The sequence below is a fragment of the Sphingobacterium ginsenosidimutans genome, assembly GCF_039536865.1.
Lineage (GTDB): Bacteria > Bacteroidota > Bacteroidia > Sphingobacteriales > Sphingobacteriaceae > Sphingobacterium > Sphingobacterium detergens.
The window spans coordinates 942,943-961,864 of record NZ_BAAAZK010000007.1; the positions used below are offsets into that span (position 1 = coordinate 942,943).

The 18,922-nt window shown below is 41.5% G+C and carries 14 protein-coding genes; 5 read left to right on the plus strand and 9 right to left on the minus strand.

All coding sequences use genetic code 11. The features are described 5' to 3' along the window. Positions 1 to 59: 59 nt before the first annotated feature. Entirely contained in the window at positions 60 to 1,295 is a 1,236-nt protein-coding gene (locus ABFX33_RS16290; protein WP_346086879.1) for a TCR/Tet family MFS transporter, read from the plus strand. A gap of 331 nt (positions 1,296 to 1,626) precedes the next feature. Here the strand turns inward: ABFX33_RS16290 and ABFX33_RS16295 are convergent, their stop codons facing one another. Both ABFX33_RS16295 and ABFX33_RS16300 read right to left on the minus strand, forming a co-directional pair. After that, positions 1,627 to 2,721, minus strand: coding sequence for an agmatine deiminase family protein (locus tag ABFX33_RS16295; RefSeq protein WP_346086880.1), 1,095 nt, complete (start codon positions 2,719 to 2,721; stop codon positions 1,627 to 1,629). A 91-nt stretch (positions 2,722 to 2,812) separates the two neighbouring features. Continuing rightward, positions 2,813 to 3,640, minus strand: a complete 828-nt coding sequence (locus ABFX33_RS16300; protein ID WP_346086881.1) for an AraC family transcriptional regulator — start codon at positions 3,638 to 3,640, stop codon at positions 2,813 to 2,815. A 108-nt stretch (positions 3,641 to 3,748) separates the two neighbouring features. Here ABFX33_RS16300 and ABFX33_RS16305 point away from each other — a divergent pair, with 108 nt between their 5' ends. After that, positions 3,749 to 5,044: a DUF389 domain-containing protein gene (locus ABFX33_RS16305; RefSeq protein ID WP_346086882.1), complete on the plus strand. Its 1,296-nt coding sequence runs from the start codon at positions 3,749 to 3,751 to the stop codon at positions 5,042 to 5,044. Between the two features lie 307 nt (positions 5,045 to 5,351). Here ABFX33_RS16305 and ABFX33_RS16310 read toward each other — a convergent pair whose 3' ends face one another. After that, entirely contained in the window at positions 5,352 to 6,278 is a 927-nt protein-coding gene (locus ABFX33_RS16310) for an SRPBCC family protein (protein ID WP_346086883.1), read from the minus strand. 195 nt (positions 6,279 to 6,473) lie between these two features. Between ABFX33_RS16310 and ABFX33_RS16315 the strand changes: the two genes are divergently transcribed. Together ABFX33_RS16315 and ABFX33_RS16320 are read left to right on the plus strand one after the other, a co-directional pair. After that, entirely contained in the window at positions 6,474 to 7,463 is a 990-nt protein-coding gene (locus ABFX33_RS16315; protein ID WP_346086884.1) for a GlxA family transcriptional regulator, read from the plus strand. A 168-nt stretch (positions 7,464 to 7,631) separates the two neighbouring features. After that, positions 7,632 to 7,961, plus strand: a complete 330-nt coding sequence (locus ABFX33_RS16320; protein ID WP_120257434.1) for a DMT family transporter — start codon at positions 7,632 to 7,634, stop codon at positions 7,959 to 7,961. A gap of 35 nt (positions 7,962 to 7,996) precedes the next feature. Here ABFX33_RS16320 and ABFX33_RS16325 read toward each other — a convergent pair whose 3' ends face one another. Further along, on the minus strand, positions 7,997 to 8,719 hold the full coding sequence (locus ABFX33_RS16325) for an SDR family NAD(P)-dependent oxidoreductase (RefSeq protein ID WP_346086885.1): 723 nt from the start codon (positions 8,717 to 8,719) through the stop codon (positions 7,997 to 7,999). Positions 8,720 to 8,851: 132 nt separating this feature from the next. On the opposite strand from ABFX33_RS16325, the gene ABFX33_RS16330 reads away from it, so the two are divergent. Next, positions 8,852 to 9,139 carry a hypothetical protein gene (locus ABFX33_RS16330; protein WP_147430503.1) on the plus strand — a complete coding sequence of 96 codons (288 nt, stop codon included), beginning with the start codon at positions 8,852 to 8,854 and terminating at the stop codon, positions 9,137 to 9,139. 437 nt (positions 9,140 to 9,576) lie between these two features. On the opposite strand, the gene ABFX33_RS16335 is transcribed toward ABFX33_RS16330, so the two are convergent. The 5 genes from ABFX33_RS16335 to ABFX33_RS16355 form a co-directional block, all read right to left on the minus strand. Continuing rightward, the gene (locus tag ABFX33_RS16335) at positions 9,577 to 10,368 is read right to left on the minus strand and encodes a phosphatase PAP2 family protein (RefSeq protein ID WP_346086886.1); all 792 of its coding nucleotides are present in this window, start codon (positions 10,366 to 10,368) and stop codon (positions 9,577 to 9,579) included. 89 nt (positions 10,369 to 10,457) lie between these two features. Then, entirely contained in the window at positions 10,458 to 12,488 is a 2,031-nt protein-coding gene (locus ABFX33_RS16340) for a heavy metal translocating P-type ATPase (protein WP_346086887.1), read from the minus strand. A 37-nt stretch (positions 12,489 to 12,525) separates the two neighbouring features. Continuing rightward, positions 12,526 to 13,836 carry an efflux RND transporter periplasmic adaptor subunit gene (locus tag ABFX33_RS16345; RefSeq protein WP_346086888.1) on the minus strand — a complete coding sequence of 437 codons (1,311 nt, stop codon included), beginning with the start codon at positions 13,834 to 13,836 and terminating at the stop codon, positions 12,526 to 12,528. Positions 13,837 to 13,843: 7 nt separating this feature from the next. Further along, positions 13,844 to 18,175, minus strand: a complete 4,332-nt coding sequence (locus tag ABFX33_RS16350) for a CusA/CzcA family heavy metal efflux RND transporter (protein WP_346086889.1) — start codon at positions 18,173 to 18,175, stop codon at positions 13,844 to 13,846. A gap of 150 nt (positions 18,176 to 18,325) precedes the next feature. Then, positions 18,326 to 18,655: a DUF6660 family protein gene (locus tag ABFX33_RS16355; protein WP_306429380.1), complete on the minus strand. Its 330-nt coding sequence runs from the start codon at positions 18,653 to 18,655 to the stop codon at positions 18,326 to 18,328. Positions 18,656 to 18,922 lie beyond the last annotated feature (267 nt).

Sequence of the window (18,922 nt, forward strand, 5' to 3'; positions counted from 1 at the left end):
CAGAAATTAACCTTTTAAAATTTAGGTGAATTTTTTCAGGAATTTTCTATTTTTAGGCCATGATTGACAACTCCAAGAAAAAGGCCGCCATAGGCTTTATATTTATCACTTTACTCATTGATATCACAGGATGGGGTATTATCATTCCAGTGGTTCCCAAATTAATTGAAGAACTGATCCATAGTGACATCAGTGAGGCTGCAAAGTACGGTGGTTGGCTGGGTTTCGCTTATGCTTTCACACAGTTTATATTCTCACCTGTAGTAGGTAATCTGAGTGACAAATATGGACGAAGACCGATTATTTTGATTTCTTTGTTCGGTTTTGCAGTAGACTACATTTTTCTAGCCCTCGCTCCTTCGATAGGTTGGTTATTCTTGGGACGGGTTATTGCTGGATTGACCGGAGCAAGTTTCACAACCGCCAGTGCTTATATCGCGGATATTTCTACCGATGAGGATCGGGCCAAAAATTTTGGATTAATTGGCGCTGCCTTCGGATTGGGTTTTATTATTGGCCCCGTAATCGGAGGATTACTTGGACATTACGGCGCACGGGTTCCTTTTTATGCTGCGGCAGGCTTATGCCTATTGAATTTTCTGTATGGGTATTTTATTCTCCCCGAAAGCTTGGACAAAGATAAGCGACGGGCTTTTGACTGGAAGCGCGCTAACCCCATTGGATCCTTTCGCTTTCTGGGAAAACACCCCGAGATTTCTGGCTTGATCGTCGCATTAATCCTGATCTATATTGCAGGCCATGCTGTACAGAGTAACTGGAATTTCTTTACCATGTACAAGTTTGATTGGACAGAAAGGATGGTTGGTATCTCCCTTGGGGTTATCGGTCTCTTGATTGGTCTGGTACAAGGTGTCTTAATACGTTGGACCACACCAAAACTCGGTGAGCAAAAAAGCATTTATTATGGTCTGATATTTTATGCGGTTGGATTATTGTTGTTTGCATTTGCCAATCAGGGTTGGATGATGTTTGTCTTTCTTATCCCTTATTGCCTGGGAGGAATATGTGGTCCTGCACTGCAATCTGTCATTACCAAAAATGTGCCATCAAATGAACAGGGAGAACTCCAGGGGGCGTTAACCAGTTTAATGAGTGCGACATCGATTATAGGTCCTCCAATGATGACCAATCTGTTTTACTTTTTTACACATGATAATGCCCCATTCAAATTCTCTGGAGCACCCTTTTTTCTCGCATTTATTCTAATGACAATCAGCGTCATTATCGTATATTCAGCCTTTAAACGAAAGCGCAAAGAACAGTTTGATAATTAAATTTCGAAGACTATACCATCCAATAAAGGCCAGCCCATCTTTTGGTGGGCTGGCCTTTGCTTTTATAAGATATCAATCTGATACATTTAACGAATTAAAATACAACAGTCTACTTTCGAATACCAAATCTTTTATTTTTAAAATCAATAACAATGGTTTTATCCATAAAGAAGACATTGCCGATAATCCCATCAATATTCTCCTGTTTAAAGGAAAAGAAATCATCTTCTGTATACCAGAATTCCTTCAACCCAAATGTGTTATCTCCAATCTGGACTTTCGTATTTGTCTCAACAGATTCTCCAATTTAAATTTAGATCTCCGAAGCAGATTATTGAGGTTGTTGCTGAGTAACACAGTGAATCATTCCGCCGTTCGCGTATAGATTTCGGACATCAATACCGATGACGACTCGTCCCGGATAGAGGCTTTGGATAATCTTATTGGCGATAAGATCATTGGGGTCATTATAATTAGGCACCAATACACAGGTATTTCCGATATAATAGTTTACATATGAGCCTTTATAATCTAATTTTTTACCATACGTTGTTTCCACATTATTTTGCGTTAGCGGAAGTTTAACAATCGGATAAGCGATATCCGCACTATTTTTTGCTGCATATAGTTTGTTAATATCCTGTTGTGGAACTTCCCATTCGAGCAAATCCTCGGCATCCATCGTCACTAAAATATTCGGACTGGCAAATCTCGCAAAGCCATCAATATGCATGTCCGTAATTTCCAGACCTGCCCTACCTTCCAACCAGATAAAATTGGTTGCCCCCAGATATCTGGTAAAGATCGCTTCCGCCTGTGTCTGTGTCATGCCAGGGTTTCGATTACTGTTCAATATCGCACTTTTGGTCGCGAGCAGTGTGCCTTTACCATCTATTTCTACGGCTCCACCCTCGTTAATCATCAACTTGTTTAGATCAACGCGCTTAAGCCCTTGGTCTTTTGCTATTTTAGCTGGAACCTGATCACAGTTTTCAAATTCTGCTTTTTCACCCCATCCATTAAAACCCCAATCTTGAATCACCAATTCACCCGCTTGGTCATGCACATAGATAGGACCGTTATCCCGCACCCAGACATCATCTGTCGGATAAACTTTAAAATCAATACGGTTTAGCGAAATTCCTGCATCACGCAGCAAGGCGGCAATCCTATTTTTTTCGGTATCATCATAGGCGATGATATGGACTTTTTCCCCTCTAACCAACGCCTCAGTCATCTTGACCCAAGTGGCCTCCAGCTGACTACGGTAGGTAATACCATACTGATATTGATGTGGCCATTGAAGCCAGGTCCCCTCATGCAACGACGATTCTTCAGGCATGCGATATTGGATTGTAGTATCCGTTGAAGGACGATAATTTTCTTCTTGCTTACAGGAAGAAAGAATGCTTAATAACGTGATCATTACGATTTGCATGTTTTTTATCATTTTAAAAATTCTTATTTCCGACAAAAAACGGGATAAATCCCAATCATGTGTTGTCCAAAATTGACAACTATTTTTTCTGTAGCGGAATTAGAATTTCGGTGACATAATCGTTAACATGAGCTGTATTGGTCTCATTCTTCACATAGTGCTCCAGAATAGGATCATTGTCAAATGCGTAAGCACCTTGCAAAAGACTCTCTTTATAAATCCGTCTATACGTATCCATTATCCCGTGATAGTCCCCTTTGTGAATATATCGGAGGTATCGTCCCCCCATAATATCCCGTGGGAAAAACAACGGACTTGCAGGATCTTGATCCACACAGGCTTCGTATCTACATTTCAGCCGGTCGGTAATCAAAGGCTGATCCACGATAATGCCGTAATAATGCGCACTAAAATCTGCGGCAACCAAGGTATCAATATCCGCCCATAACTGATCAATTTCTCTATTTCGGTAGTGGTCCGTATGTATTCCAATACTAAAAACCTGTTGTGCCCTCAAAAAGACAATATCATGATGGGGAGATTGATGTTCTACTGCTAGTCCAGCAATAAATTCCTGAAAAATGCTTGTCTTCTCATCCCGTGCATCACTGGGCGAATGTGCAAATTGTTTTTTGAAGGATTTGGAAAAAGATTGTAGACTATCAAAACCAACCGAATAAGCAATCGAGCTAATGGATTCATCTGTATAAATCAGTTTCTTATACGCGTTTTCAAGTTTTAATCGTTTTTGAAAGGCCCCAATCGATTCATTGAAAATCCCTTTAAATATGCGTTGTGTATTTCGGTAGGAATAATTAGACAGTTGCTCCAGTCTTTCAATGGAAAGGTTTTCATTGTAATGTTCTTCAATGTACCTAATGATCTGTTGAATCCTTGCTAAACTCATCCTGTAATGGTAACGCTACCTATTCGGCTTTTCTAAGTTAGTAAACTTCTTTCATTTAAGAACAATCAGTTCTCTTATGTATATTCGCATAGAGAAAAACAATCTGTTATGAATAAGATACTCCAATTTTTCGATTTACATCCAGGGGAAGAACGAAAAGAAGCCGTTCTTGATAATGTAATCAACAATATTTCATTCCGCGGTGCCAATGCATGGATTTTAGCCTGTGCCATAGTGATTGCCTCTGTCGGCCTCAATGTGAATTCAACCGCAGTAATCATTGGCGCTATGCTTATTTCCCCACTGATGGGGCCGATTGTGGGTGCTGGTTTTGCACTGGGTACATTTGATTTTCAACTCTTAAAGAAATCAATCAAGAATTTATTGATTGCAACGTTGATCAGTCTGATTGTATCATACTGCTATTTTCTCCTGAGCCCATTCAAAGAGGCGCAATCCGAGTTGCTCGCCCGTACCTCGCCCAACATCTATGATGTACTTATTGCACTTTTTGGCGGATTGGTGGGGGTTATCGCCATAACCAGGGTAGACAAAGGGAATCCAATACCAGGCGTGGCCATTGCGACGGCGCTGATGCCTCCACTTTGTACAGCAGGTTATGGATTGGCCATTGGAAACCTAAGTTATTTTGCTGGGGCTTTATTTCTCTACATCATCAATTGTGTATTTATATGTATAGCGACATTTACGATCGTAAAATACCTCAGATATCCCAAGAAACATTATGTCGATCCAAAGAGGGAAAAAAGAATAGGTCAGAGTATTACACTGATTATTCTTGCCTTGGTAATACCAAGCTTATACTTCGCCTATAATCTGCTACAAGAGAAGAAATACACGAATAAGGTTAAACAATTTGTTCAACAACAATTTAGTGATAAAGGTTACACGGTCGTCTACGAAAAATTGCTTACTAAACCTAAACGTTTAGAACTAGCCTTTTTAGCGAAGAAATTTAGTGACCAAGAAATCGCTGCTTTAAAAAAATCCATGGAATCATTTGGTATCGCGCAGACTGATCTGATCATTCGACAGGATAGCCTCGATTTAAAAACAACTATTCTTAGTGAAATCGACAAACGAAGCGCTGCTGTAAATGATAAAGATCTAACCATACGGGCGCTCAACAATGAACTTGCGAAATATCAGGTAGCAAGTCCACAATTAGATAAAGATCTAACAGTACTTTTTCCAGAACTACAATCCTATAGCATAGGACAACAGCAGTATTATGCAAAAAAAGATAGTTTAGCGAATGTTGTTGCTTTTATTTATTCGTCAAAAAATCCTTTAGCTGAAGGACAACAATTAAAATTACGTCTTTGGCTAAAAAACCGTTTTCCAAAAGACAGCCTCCAGATCATAGACAGGAAGGTCAAATAGGCGATGCACTAATCGATTTCCAAGTATGAACTTTGGTCGAAATACCGACACCCTGTCGAGCGATTCCGGTATTTACCAGTTCTGTTGTCCAGTTCTGGTTCTATTTGCACAAGTCTGTCAGCGCAAAACCTCGTCGTGGACAATCCGTCTCCCACTAGATATGACAGTCCCAATTATTACGATATAATTGGGACTGCTCTTGCATCTGCGCCTAATTAAATATTTCCAGCGCTTTCTTAAAGAAGTCAATGCTCATACGGTGAGCGAAAACTGCCCCCCAATCTGAATCCAGTTGAAGCGGTCTGCTTTACTGATTGAATTCGGGGTAAGGAAAACCTTTTCCTGTTTCACACAAAAATTTGAGGCTCCTGAAGAACAATGCCCAATCATAGCTACAGGAGGCAAATTCCCCACTATAATTGTCCCAACCATCGTGATGGAATAAAAGTGTACAGCCTTGCTGATGTGGTATCAATTCAAATGTCAGTGTTGTGCCTATCCATTCCTCAAAGCCTTCCTTACATTGCCAAGCGACAAGTGCATAGGGATATAACGCAAGGACTTCCATCTTTTTAAAATAATCAGGGCCAAAGCCAAACCGCAAGATGCTTCCTACCGCAGGTGCAGCAATAGTATCGGGTGTCCACCAGCCTGCCAACCCTTCCTGAGTCGTGATTGCCCAATATACTTTTTCAACTGGGGTTTTAATCAGCAATCTATGATAGATACTTTTACCCTTTTGTTTCGCTAATAATTGTTCTTTAACTTCCGCCAGGGACAGCACGCTCTCTTTGGGCGTAGCAAGTCCCTGCCCTGTTAGAATCAATTGTTTCAGCCTTTCATGGATATAATATGTCCAGGCAGCCTGACAGACATCATAACATTCCATATCAGGTACCAGCCCCTGATGCGTAAATTTTAATTGCGTCTTACCGCCAAGATCAATAATATCAAAGATTACATAGCTCTCCACCCATTCCTGTTTATCGGTCGTAAATTTGAAATCGTTCTCCAACACCTGCCATACAACTTTGACGTCGTGCTGTATTTCAACGACCTTTACCTTACACTGGTGTATATCCTGGTAGTGATAAGAAAATACATCATCTAGTGCCTCTGTAGCTCCCTCAATGTTCTCCGACCACCAGCCACGAACATTGATAATCGCATCAAATACCTGCTGCGGTTTCGCTTCAACGATTATATCGGTTGTAAAATCCAGTTTTTTCATCATCTATTTTTTTTTGTTAGTATTTATTTTTCAATCACTTAATCATCAACTCTACCATATATAAATCAAAGATATCGACATTTTAAATCTAAAACAGGGTGCCAAATAGACATTGTGAACGGTTGATTTGGACAACACATTTTCTTATATTTGAGTAATAGATCAGCAATTAGATTAAGCAATGTTAAACCAAGAAAGATGAAACACCTAACAATTTTGGTCCCCGAAGTTCAGACTGGCCCCAATACACTGTCATGCATTGTGGGTACCTATCATATCTTTACCGAAGCCAATAGGTACTACCATCAGAATCATGATAAGACGATGTTTAAAATTGAACTGGTCGGTCTTTCAAAGCAGTCCGTTTTCTTGAACGGCTTACTTGCGGTGATGCCGCAGAAAGAAATTACCGACATCATCAAGACCGATCTAATCGTAATTCCTGCCGTCGCCCCGAACTTTACAGCATTGGATGCTCAAAACACCCCGTTTCTTGACTGGATACGCAATCAATATACCCATGGTGCCAATGTGGCCAGCATGTGTACCGGAGCCTATATACTCGCCTCTACAGGTCTGTTGGAAAAGAAAAACTGTTCGATCCATTGGAGTGCTGAAACAAATTTTAAGCAGTTATTTCCCAATATCATCATGAAGACTGACAGCATTATAACAGATGAAGAAGGCATTTGTACCAATGGTGGTGGATATTCATTTTTACACTTGCTCATTTATCTGGTTGAAAAGTATTATGATCGGCCGACAGCAATCTATTGTTCCAAGATATTCCAGATTGATCTTGACCGACAACAACAATCTGATTTCGTCATCTTTAATGGGCAAAAAAGGCATGGAGATGAAATGATCATCAAAGCGCAGGAGTATATTGAGCATAACTTCGCTGAGAAGATTTCCATTCAACAACTTTCAGAACGCTTTACTGTAGGCCGACGGAATTTCGACCGGCGATTTATAAAAGCGACCGGTAATACCCCCATTGAATATCTACAACGTGTCAAAATCGAATCTGCAAAAAAAGAACTGGAAATCTCTGGAAAAACAGTGAACGAAGTCATGTATGAAGTAGGCTATTCCGATTCAAAAGCCTTTAGGGAAATATTTCGTAAAGTTACCGGCCTCTCTCCTTTGGCCTATCGCAACAAATACAACAAATCTGCAATGAAATAATATTTTTTTGTGGTGCATGCTCGGCAATACTAGTTTATTTTGTCGCTATTTTAAGCGAAACGCAGGCCTGTCCCCCAAAAAATTCCGCGATGATTAGCCCCTTGTTTTTTAACATTTGTAAAATGTTAAAAAGATATCATTACTGATCTTTGTATAAAATAATACAATATGAATTGGGTAATTTTAATCATCGCCGGACTCTTTGAGGTTGGATACACTTACAGTTTGGGAAAAACAAAAGAGGTATCAGGCAATGCCATCTATACCTGGTACGGTATCTTCGTATTATGTCTCATCGTCAGTATGGTGTTATTGATCAAATCCGTACAAGGACTTCCCTTAGGAACCGCTTATGCAATATGGACGGGTATCGGAGCTGTCGGCACAGTCATTATAGGAATTCTTGTATTTAAAGATCCCGTAAGCTTCTGGCGTCTATTCTTTATCGGTACGCTAATCGCCTCTATTCTTGGATTAAAGTTTGTAACTGGCCATTAGAACAATAGGGATCTACATCTCCTGCATTCGGATCATTATACATTCCTGTCATTCATTGCCGGCATATGAATCTCTTTTACACAACTTGCTTTTGATGTCGAGCTAATAAATCTTAACGCCTGAATGACATCCGATAATGGAATAAGATCGCCATTTGTTTCTTGAGTGGTGGTTTCCAGATTATTCTCCTCATCAGGCGCTGTTGCGAGATAACCAAGGTTCAATATAGATACTGCAATCTGATCAGGTCGGAGTTGTTCTCTCAATGCATGAACCACACCCCGAAGCGCAAATTTTGTTGCTGAAAACGCAACCTCCCTTCCATTGTGGTTGTCAAGCCCCCATGTAGAACCGATCAAAATAATTTTGGCATTTTCGGCCTGCTTCAAATTTTCCAATGCTGATTGAATATTTAAAATACATGAAGTGACATTGGTATTGATCAGGCCGCTAATCTCCGCTACCGGAGAAGACGCAAAATCATAGTCGTCACTAAAAGCGTTATTCTCCCAAATACCGACATTATAGATAAAATAGTCAATTTTCGTATTTTTTATCCTGTCTTTGATTGCGTTAACAGCCTCCACAGGGTTGGATAGATCAGCCGGCACCCAACACACATTAGCGTTGTCCTCCAAATAATCGGGTTTACTTCTGGACACTCCAAATACAACATCAGACGGATCTGGAAGATGCAGTGTGATTGCCCTTCCCAATCCTTTACTAATGCCAAAAATAAGATATGTTTTCTTTTCCATTGTATTACAAATATAAGGTAAGCCCCCCTTTTCTATGGAATATTCCGAACTATTTTAAATTATTTTCGATCGCATGAAGGCAGAAAATAGCTAAAAAAAACAACAAATTGATATTTCCAGTGTTCTATGCTTATGGAAAGACATTATAACAAAGGAAACACAATTTCTAGTGGTCATAGCACCCACAAAGGTAAGGCTGCAAGAAAGTATATTGTCAGTGAAATTATTCTCAATGGCGAGCTTGTTGGTGTGGGCATTTATTATGATGGAACCGACGAACTTCGGGCCGCTGTTGTGGTAAATGACCAGGGACAGGGTGTCGAAATCCGCAATCTCCATGATGAACACTATCCAGAAGCACAATCAGATGATGACCTTGCGGAACTTTGGCCACTCTATGAAAAACTCGTGGCAAAATAAATGTCAGCTCTTTCAATTCAGCAACCTTTGAAAAATATATAAAATCTATACTTATATATGGATAAATTTAAATATTTCAATTTTAACGTATTTAATATTTATACGATTGTATTTATACATTACACATTTTACTTGATTAACACACTATACGTTTAGCTTTCCGGAACGATATCCGTGTCTTATCCTTTATTCGATTTAAGTTCGGACCTGATTTGGGACAGAATATGCCCTTCTTCGCCCCTCAATCGACATAAGACCATAATGAGTACATCTTCATACCACTGTTATACCGTGTTTAACTCGGACTCACCATGGACTCATGTCGGATGCATAGTGGACGCAATACGAAGCAGGTAAGACGAAAGCTATACGCAGGTTCGACCAAAAATCCTATAAGGGCTTGCTATTTTACAAGAAATTAGTGTTTAAAAAGTTTATTAAAACGATCTTACAGCATTTATTCCAAACCTATTATGTCCTATATAGGGTATAAATGCTGATTGCCCTGGTCGCTGTTCTCCCCCTTTAAATAAACCTGTCATCTTTGGGTACAACCAATAGGCGAGCTCAGTGGAGGCGATACCTATTCCCGCGCCTGCAACGATATCGCTCACCCAGTGTCTATTATTGATCACTCGATATATACCAGTAAATACCGCAAAAGGATATCCTGCAAGACCGAGCCATATATTTTTATCACGATATTCTTTATACATAAAATGGGCTGTCGCAAATGCGGTCGCCGCATGGCCTGAAGGAAAGGATTTCTTATTGGTTCCATCGGGACGCTCTTCAGCTATAAACTGTTTGGCAGGAAACACAATCGCCCCTGAAATCAGCTGCGAAGTAAGATAAATAAGCGTGCGGTGCTTAAAATCGTGAAGTCCTTCAACATTAAATGCATTGAGACCGTACACCATCACCGCAGGGAAATATTGGGTATAATTGTCTATTGTTGTCCTTGCCGGATTCTTATGCAGCACTTCATTCCGGGTCTGTAAGTCCCATTTCTTCATTTTCGGGATGGCAAAGCTACTCGCACCATAGGCTATAAGCGCTGTTGGAACGACAAACTTCCGCAACTGGAAATCGTGGTTATCAACAGCGGAAAATTGCATTCCCCTACTTGTTTTAAGTGTAAGACTATCCTGAGCGCTCAACAATATAGGGAACATTAGAAATACAAACCATAGGACAAATAGGGTCGATATAAATTGGACTATATTCATGTAATGGAGAATTAAAAATTGCACAATAGAAGACCTACCCTTCCAATATTTCAACTTGAAGGGTAAGCACATCATAAATGAAAATTGATTTAGAACTTCATCTTCTGGATACGGATGGCGTTCAGTATAGCGATTAGAGATACACCCACATCCGCAAAGACCGCTTCCCACATCGTTGCCAATCCGCCAGCGCCAAGGATCAAAACCACCCCCTTGACCACAAATGCCAATCCTATATTTTGGTAAACCACTTTTTTGGTCTGTTTACCAATATTAATTGCCATTGGTATCTTAGATGGTTTGTCATCTTGTATGACTACATCGGCCGTTTCAATGGTTGCATCACTGCCCAGTCCCCCCATAGCTATACCAACATCACTCAAGGCCACTACGGGGGCATCATTGACGCCATCACCAACGAAAGCCACACTTTCACCAATAGCCTTTATCTCCTTGACTTTATTTACCTTATCTTCCGGAAGAAGATCTCCATAGGCTTTATCAATCCCCAATTCCTTCGCTACATAAGTGACGACCGTACTCTTATCGCCACTTAGCATGGTCGCTTTCACTCCAAGTTTGTGCAAAAGTTGTATGGTCTGTGCGGAATCTTCTTTGATACTATCTGCAATGGTAATATATCCAACGAAGCGATTATCCAATGCAATGGCTATTGTGGTATAAACGATCGTATTGGGATCGATGGTATAGCGGATATTAAACTTGTCCAAAAGCTTAAAGTTACCAACCAAAAACACCTTATCATCCACACTACCCTTCAGTCCATGCCCCGGTATTTCTTCGACATCACTCAAATTTACAGATTCATCGACTTCACCCGCATATTCCCTGATTGCTGTCGCTACCGGATGACTGCTATGACTTTCAATTTTATTGACCAATTTGAGAATTGTCGCTTCATCAAAATCTGGTTCTAAACGAACTTCCTGCACTTTGAAAACGCCTTCAGTCATCGTACCGGTTTTATCCATAACAACATTCTGTATCGCTGCCATCGCATCCAAAAAGTTACTTCCCTTGAACAGGATACCGTTTCTACTAGCAGCACCGATACCACCAAAATAGCCCAATGGAATCGAGATCACCAAGGCACATGGGCAGGAAATCACGAGAAATACGAGCGCTCGATAAAGCCAATCGCTAAATACGTATTGTCCGACAAAAAAGTAAGGCAGCAGACAGATCGCTATCGCCAATAGCACCACAATCGGCGTATAGATTTTCGCAAATTTCCGGATAAAGAGCTCCGTAGGTGCCTTCTGCGAGGTCGCATTTTGTACAAGCTCAAGGATTTTGCTTAATTTACTGTCTTGATATGCTGTTGTAACCTTTACCAGACTCACGGTATTCATGTTGATCATTCCGGCCAGCACTACTTCACCTTTTGTCTTTGTGTCAGGTTTACTTTCTCCCGTCAACGCCGCCGTATTGAAGGAGGCCGTATCGGAGATAAGTTCCCCGTCCAAGCCCAACTTCTCCCCGGGCTTCAGTTGGATCAAATCACCTATTGCTGCAGCCTCAGCTTTGATCACCCGGCTACTGTTTGCTTCAACAATGGTCACCTCATCCGGGCGCTGATCCAGAAGCGCCTTAATATTGCTCTTAGCACGGCTGACAGCCAATGTCTGAAACACTTCCCCTACCGCATAAAAAAGCATGACAGCAACACCCTCTGGATATTCTTTGATTGCAAAAGCACCAATGGTGGCGATGCTCATCAGTAAGAATTCAGAGAAAATCTCTCCTTTTCCGATACTCTTCAATGCATCTTTAATCACTGGAAATCCAACCGGAATGTAAGCCAGTACATACCAAATGATCCGGATCCAGCCCTTGAACCATTCCTGTGGTACCCAATTGTCCATTGCAATGGCCACAATCAGCAGGACAAATGAAATTATTGCTGGCAGAAAGAGCTTCAATGTACTGCCTTCCGCCACCGAATGATCATGACCGTCATCATCACTGTGACTATGTCCCTGATCCTGGGCAGGCGCGCCCTGTATTAAACGTTGGGCGCCTGCCTGATTATATATTTTTTCCGTCTGTGTACAACAAAGTTGTTTACCTTGTGCATCATAAATATGTTTGTGTTCCATACCTTATCATGATTACTTCGTTAACAAATGCTACTACTTAATGTTCATGCCCACCTGTATTGCTCATCTTAGCATTGATAAAAAATGCTCCTTTCACAACGATTCTTGTTTGCGCAGGAATTTCCTGTACTGGTGTAATTGCTGTATATCCCAATGCTGAGACACCTTTTTGAATTTCAATTTTCTCAAAATTCACATTCTTACCCTGTTCAGTTGCATGTTTAGCAGCTTCTGATTCATTTTTATGTTCGTGCTTAGCCTCACCCTCATCATGCGCATGTCCATGATCATCGTGTCCCTCTTCATGCTCCTCGGCCTGCTTGCTTGTTTCTACGAAAATGTAGAACTTACCATCCGCTTCCACAATCGCATCATTCGGAACCGCCGGAGTGGTCACATTATTGACGCCGATCATCCCTGTAATATTCATCCCGTCTATCAGACCAACCTTGCTACCGATCACAGTACTATGAACAGCAATTGTTTTACTATCATTTTCAAAAGACGATCCTATCGTAAATACTTTAGCCGAATACGTTTTATCAGGGTTGTTTGTCAACTGAAAATTAATAATCTGCCCAATTTTGATCATAGGAAGGTCTTTTTCAAAAACCTGAAGATCAAGGTGCAATAGACTATTATCTATAATCTCAATAACCGGTGATGAAACATCCACATAACTACCTATCTTGGCAAAGACATTACTCACAGTACCGTTAATCGGACTTGTCACCACGAGCGACGCCCGCAAATTGGAAAGGCTCACAGTGTTGGGATTGATGCCCATGAGTTGAATCTGCTGCTGCAGCGACGCCTTTCTGGCGCGAAGGCTATTGAAATCTGCCGTCGCAGACTGCAGATTTTTTCTTGCTCCTGCGTTGCCCTCATTGAGCTCTTGCTGCCTTGCCATCTCCTGTTCTGCAAGCGTAATTTTGCTCGCCAGAGCAACATATTCTTCCTGAAGCTGAATAAATTGCGGATTCGTAATGGTTGCAATTACCTGGCCTTTGCGCACGATGTCACCTAGTTGCACATTTAAAGTCTTAATTACGCCACCATACAAGGTTGTCGCATTGGCTTTGTTGTTATTGGGAACACTGAGAAGACCATTGGCTTTGATTGTCGCTGTCAGCTCCTTTTCCTCTATAGTTCCAAAAGCAATACCTACAGCCTTTATCTGTTGTTCACTCAATGCCGCTACCGTCACAGGCCCTTCCTCATGGCTTTCTTCGGCAGCACCTTTCCCTTCCTCCTTCTTGGCATCGCCAGCACCTTTTGAATCTGATCCGCAGCTATATAAAACTGTTGTAATCGCTAGTGCAAAAAATATTTTTATGATAACTCTCATTGTTGACTTATTTATTATTGAAGTAATTGTATTGGATTGCTGATTGATTATATTGATTGAGCACGTCTAAATAGTTCTGTCTGATCCCTATCGCCTGACTTAAGAACTGGCTCATCTCCGCAAAACTTATTTCACCGGTTCTGTAACCGAGGCTCGCGGCTTTGATGATGGCGTCAGCTTGCTTGAGGCCTGCGGATTCATAGAACTGCAACAGCGCAGCATTTTTCTCAATATCAGCCAATGCATTCACCTTCTTCGTCTGAAAAACTTGTGTATCATATTCCAGTTGTCTTTGTTGTGCCTCCATTTCTGCGTTTGCAGCTTTCACCTTGCTTTTATAAGCGCCAAGGCCAAATACAGGAAATGATGCTGATACCGAGAATCCCGTAAACGGATCTTTTGCCCCCCAAAGGCGCTGCGAAAAGAATCTGCCCGAAAATTCAGGCTTATTTGTATTTTTCTGTACCGCAATATTGGAGGATGCAATATTGACATTCTGTTGCTGCAAAGCTAAAACAGGATGTGAGGCATCAACTGACGGGTTTTGGACATCCACGTCCATTTTTATCTTTTCCAGCGATTGCTCTACAGGTAATATCCATTCATTGCGGTTGAGAAGCATCATCAATTGCTGCTGCTGAACCAACATATTCTGCTTATTTTGAACCAATTGAGCCTGCAATTCCCTTAATTTCGCCTCCGCGGCAATTTTATCCAATGCTGCGACATCTCCGGTTTTGAAACGTAATTCAGTCGCCTTAAACATCGCCGAGTAGATACTGTCCAACTCCACATAGAGCTTCTGTCTATCTTGAAGATACCAGAGCTGATAATATGCTGTGCGCACATCTTTCTTAATATTAGCATTGAGTACTTCGGTATTCAGATTGGCATATTTTAGCTGTTGCTTAAAATATTCCTTTCGTGCCGCGTAGAGTCCCGGCCAAGCAATGCTTTGCGTGATACCGATTTTCATGATCCCTGTCTTATCGCTGGGTCGGTAATCTTCATTCTCCACAAAAACACCCGTCTTTGGAATTTCATTGGCGGTTTTGACATTATAAGTTGCTCCGGTTATTTCGGCCTCATTGACCTGAAATTGGCGATTGCTCTTCAATGCCATACCGATTGCGTTGTCAATCCCGATCCGTTCCTGTGAAAAAGCCTTAAATCCAATGGTAGAAAATAGGAAAACCAATACCGTCGCAATGGTCTTACCCGCATTTCCTTTTTTCATATTCAGTTTTGAGTTAAAAATAATATACAGCAAAGGCAGTACAAACAACGTTAAGAAGGTTGCTGTCACCAATCCGCCGATAACAACAGTCGCCAGCGGTTTCTGAACTTCCGCTCCAGCACTCGTACTAATTGCCATAGGCAAAAAGCCCAGCGAAGCTACGGTAGCGGTCATCAATACAGGGCGCAACCTTGTCAATGTTCCCTCCTTCACGCGCTGAAAAATATCATCCATACCTTCCTTCTTCAGTTGGTTGAAAGTTCCGATCAGTACAATACCATTTAGTACAGCAACACCAAACAAAGCAATAAAACCGATTCCGGCACTGATGCTGAAAGGCATACCGCGGAGCATCAGGGCAAAAACACCCCCAATTGCACTCATTGGAATGGCCGTAAAGATCAGGGCTGCTTGCTTAAAGGAATGGAATGTGAAATACAATAGCATAAAGATCAGCAAGAGGGAAACAGGCACTGCAATCATCAGACGAGCACTTGCTTTCTGTAAGTTTTCAAACTGCCCTCCATACGTGAAATAATAACCAGCAGGCAATTTTACTTTTGCCGACAGCTGTTGTTGGATATCCTTGACCACACTCTCCACATCTCTTCCCGAGACGTTGAAGCCAATGACGATCCGACGCTTTCCGGCTTCTCTACTGATCTGTGCGGGGCCAAGTTTATAATCAATGGCCGCTACCTGCGACAGTGGAATCTGAATACCTGTATCAGTTGGAATCATCAGATTGCGCACATCGTCTATACTATTACGGTGTGTCGTATCCAAACGAACAACTAAATCAAAACGACGTTCATTTTCATAGATCTGTCCCGTACTGCGACCAGCGAAAGCCGTACTTACAACATCATTGACATCTTGAATCGTAAGACCGTAATTGGCAATGCGTGTACGATCATATACAATATTGATCTGTGGCAGCCCCGATACTCGCTCCACCTGCGGGGAAGTAGCACCTTTAACGGACTGAATCTGTGCCGCCACGATATTCGCATAAGATGCCAGAGAGTCGATATTTTCGCCAAAAATCTTCACGGCAACATCCTGACGAATTCCTGTCATTAACTCATTGAATCGCATCTGTATTGGCTGGTTCTTTTCAAAGAAAACGCCTGGGATAACTTCTAGTTTTTCAAGGATGGCTGCGCCGAGTTCATTATAACTTCGGCCGGACTTCCATTCCTTCTGGGGTTTCAGTACAACCATCAAATCGGTCGCTTCGGGTGGCATAGGATCCGTCGGTACTTCCGCCGCTCCGGTTTTCCCAACAACCATTTTTACCTCCTCAAACTCTTTAATGATACGGGAAGCCTGCATAGAAGTTTCTATACTTTGCGAGAGAGAGCTTCCTTGTGGTAATATACAGTGAAAGGCATAATCCCCTTCCTGCAACTGCGGGATAAACTCACCACCCATACTTTTAAAGAAGAAAACAGCTATGGCAAAGAAAGCCACTGTCAAGCTGACGATAATATATTTGAAACGGATAGCTTTCTGCAATAAAGGCGCATAGATACGCTGAAGTTTTTCGATAAAACGGTCACTGAAGGTTTTCTTGTCATGATGTTTTTTAGGTAAAAACAGGGCACACATCATTGGAATGTATGTCAGCGAAAGGATCAATGCGCCAAAGATCGCAAAACCTACGGTCTGTGCCATCGGGCGGAACATTTTGCCTTCCACCCCGACCAATGTCAAAATAGGAATATAGACAATCAGAATGATGATCTCTCCAAATGCCGCACTGGTCCGGATTTTTGAAGCAGATTCGAATACCTCATGATCCATTTCCGATTGTGACAGCTTTTCAGTAGACTTGCGCAGGCCAAGATGGTGGAGTGTTGCTTCCACAATAATTACCGCACCATCGACAATAAGACCAAAGTCTATGGCACCTAGACTCATTAAATTTGCGCTCACACCAAAAACATTCATCAATCCCAAAGCAAAGAGCAGGGATAATGGGATGGCTGAAGCAACGATAAGACCAGCACGAAGATTTCCCAAAAACAGCACCAAAACAAATATAACAATCAGTGCACCCTCGATTAAGTTCTTCTCAACAGTGCCTATTGCACGACCAACAAGATCCGTACGGTCCAGATAGGGCTCGATCACCACATCATTGGGCAGAGATTTTTGGATCGTAGGCAGCTTCTCTTTTACACGCTTGACCACTTCATTGCTATTCTCACCCTTCAGCATCATCACTACACCGCCCACGGCATCCACTTCCCCATTATATGTCAGGGCACCGTACCTGACCGCATGTCCAAAACGCACATCGGCCACATCTTTGACGTAAATAGGTACAGCACCAGTTTTTTTAATCGCAATATTTTTCACATCCTCCAGCGACGTAGCCAGTCCAATGCCACGAATGAAGTACGCGTTCGGTTTTTTGTCAATATAAGCACCACCCGTATTCTGATTATTTTTCTCCAGTGCGGTGAAAATTTCCGGAATAGTAATATTCATCGCCTTAAGGCGATTAGGGTCAACAGCGACCTCATATTGTTTCAATTCACCACCAAAGCTATTGACCTCAGCAATACCGGGTGTACCGTAAAGCTGGCGCGCAACGATCCAGTCCTGCATGGTCCGTAGATCCTTCGCGTTATACTTGCTTTCGCTGCCTTTTTTGGGGTGAATGATATATTGATAGACCTCTCCCAAACCCGTACTAACGGGAGCTAGTTCGGGTTTACCGATACCTTGTGGAATTTGGTCCACAGCTTCTTTTAGACGCTCGCTGATGAGCTGACGCGCAAAGTAGATATCGACATCATCGTCAAAAACGACGGTAATCACCGAGAGTCCAAAACGGGAAATACTTCTGATTTCTTCGATCTTCGGTACCGTAGCGATACTCTGTTCGATCGGGAAAGTAACCAGTTGCTCCACTTCCTGCCCCGCCAGGGTCGGACAGGACGTAAAAATCTGTACTTGATTATTGGTAATATCGGGAACGGCGTCTATGGGCAGCTTTGTGGCACTCCAACCGCCCCAAATAATAAGTAACAAGGTCATTAAACCAATAATGATCTTATTCTTGATGCTAAATTTAATTATACTATCTAACACAATATGCTTGATTAATGCTTAAATAATAGATATATAGAATATCTTATTTCCCTGTAACCTCGAAAGTTACAGCTACACACCGATGGCCAACATTCATTAGAAAAGCAAAATTCCTCAATAATGTTTGCGTACGGCTATAAAAAGTGATAATTAAGCATCTACCTTAGGCGGCTGCCAGATAGTTCCGAAGTAGTTAGATAGAATAGGTGTGTCTAGAACCGGCATACGATTATCAAAATAAATTGAAATCGGAATACCTTCAATTTTTGGTAACTGATATTCGAAGACTGTAATATTTCCGCTACAACAGTTGCAATAACAGAAAATAGAACAGGCATCGGTGGAATCTTCACTATGATTATGAGGTTCATTGAATTGTGTTTCCACGGCTGCCACCTCGCTGCGAATGTTCGCATCGCTGCATGGGACAAAGGAAAGCCCCAAGATATAGGTGATCAATATGAAAACAATTACTCTCATTATTATACAAATTTAGAAAAATATTTCAAAAATTTATTCTTTTATAATAACATCGCCTAGTTAACGCGCTAAATTAGTTGTGATTGCAGCAACCTCCAATTCCTATCTCCCACGGCCAATCACAAACAATTTCCTGTATAGGTACTTATTATTCACAACTTAAAACTTTTCAATTTCAAACTATGCTATCTCCTTAGCGAGAAGCTCTAAGCTTTGCCCAAATTGACTTACACAGGCCGCGTTCCTTAAAATACTGTATTTACTCAG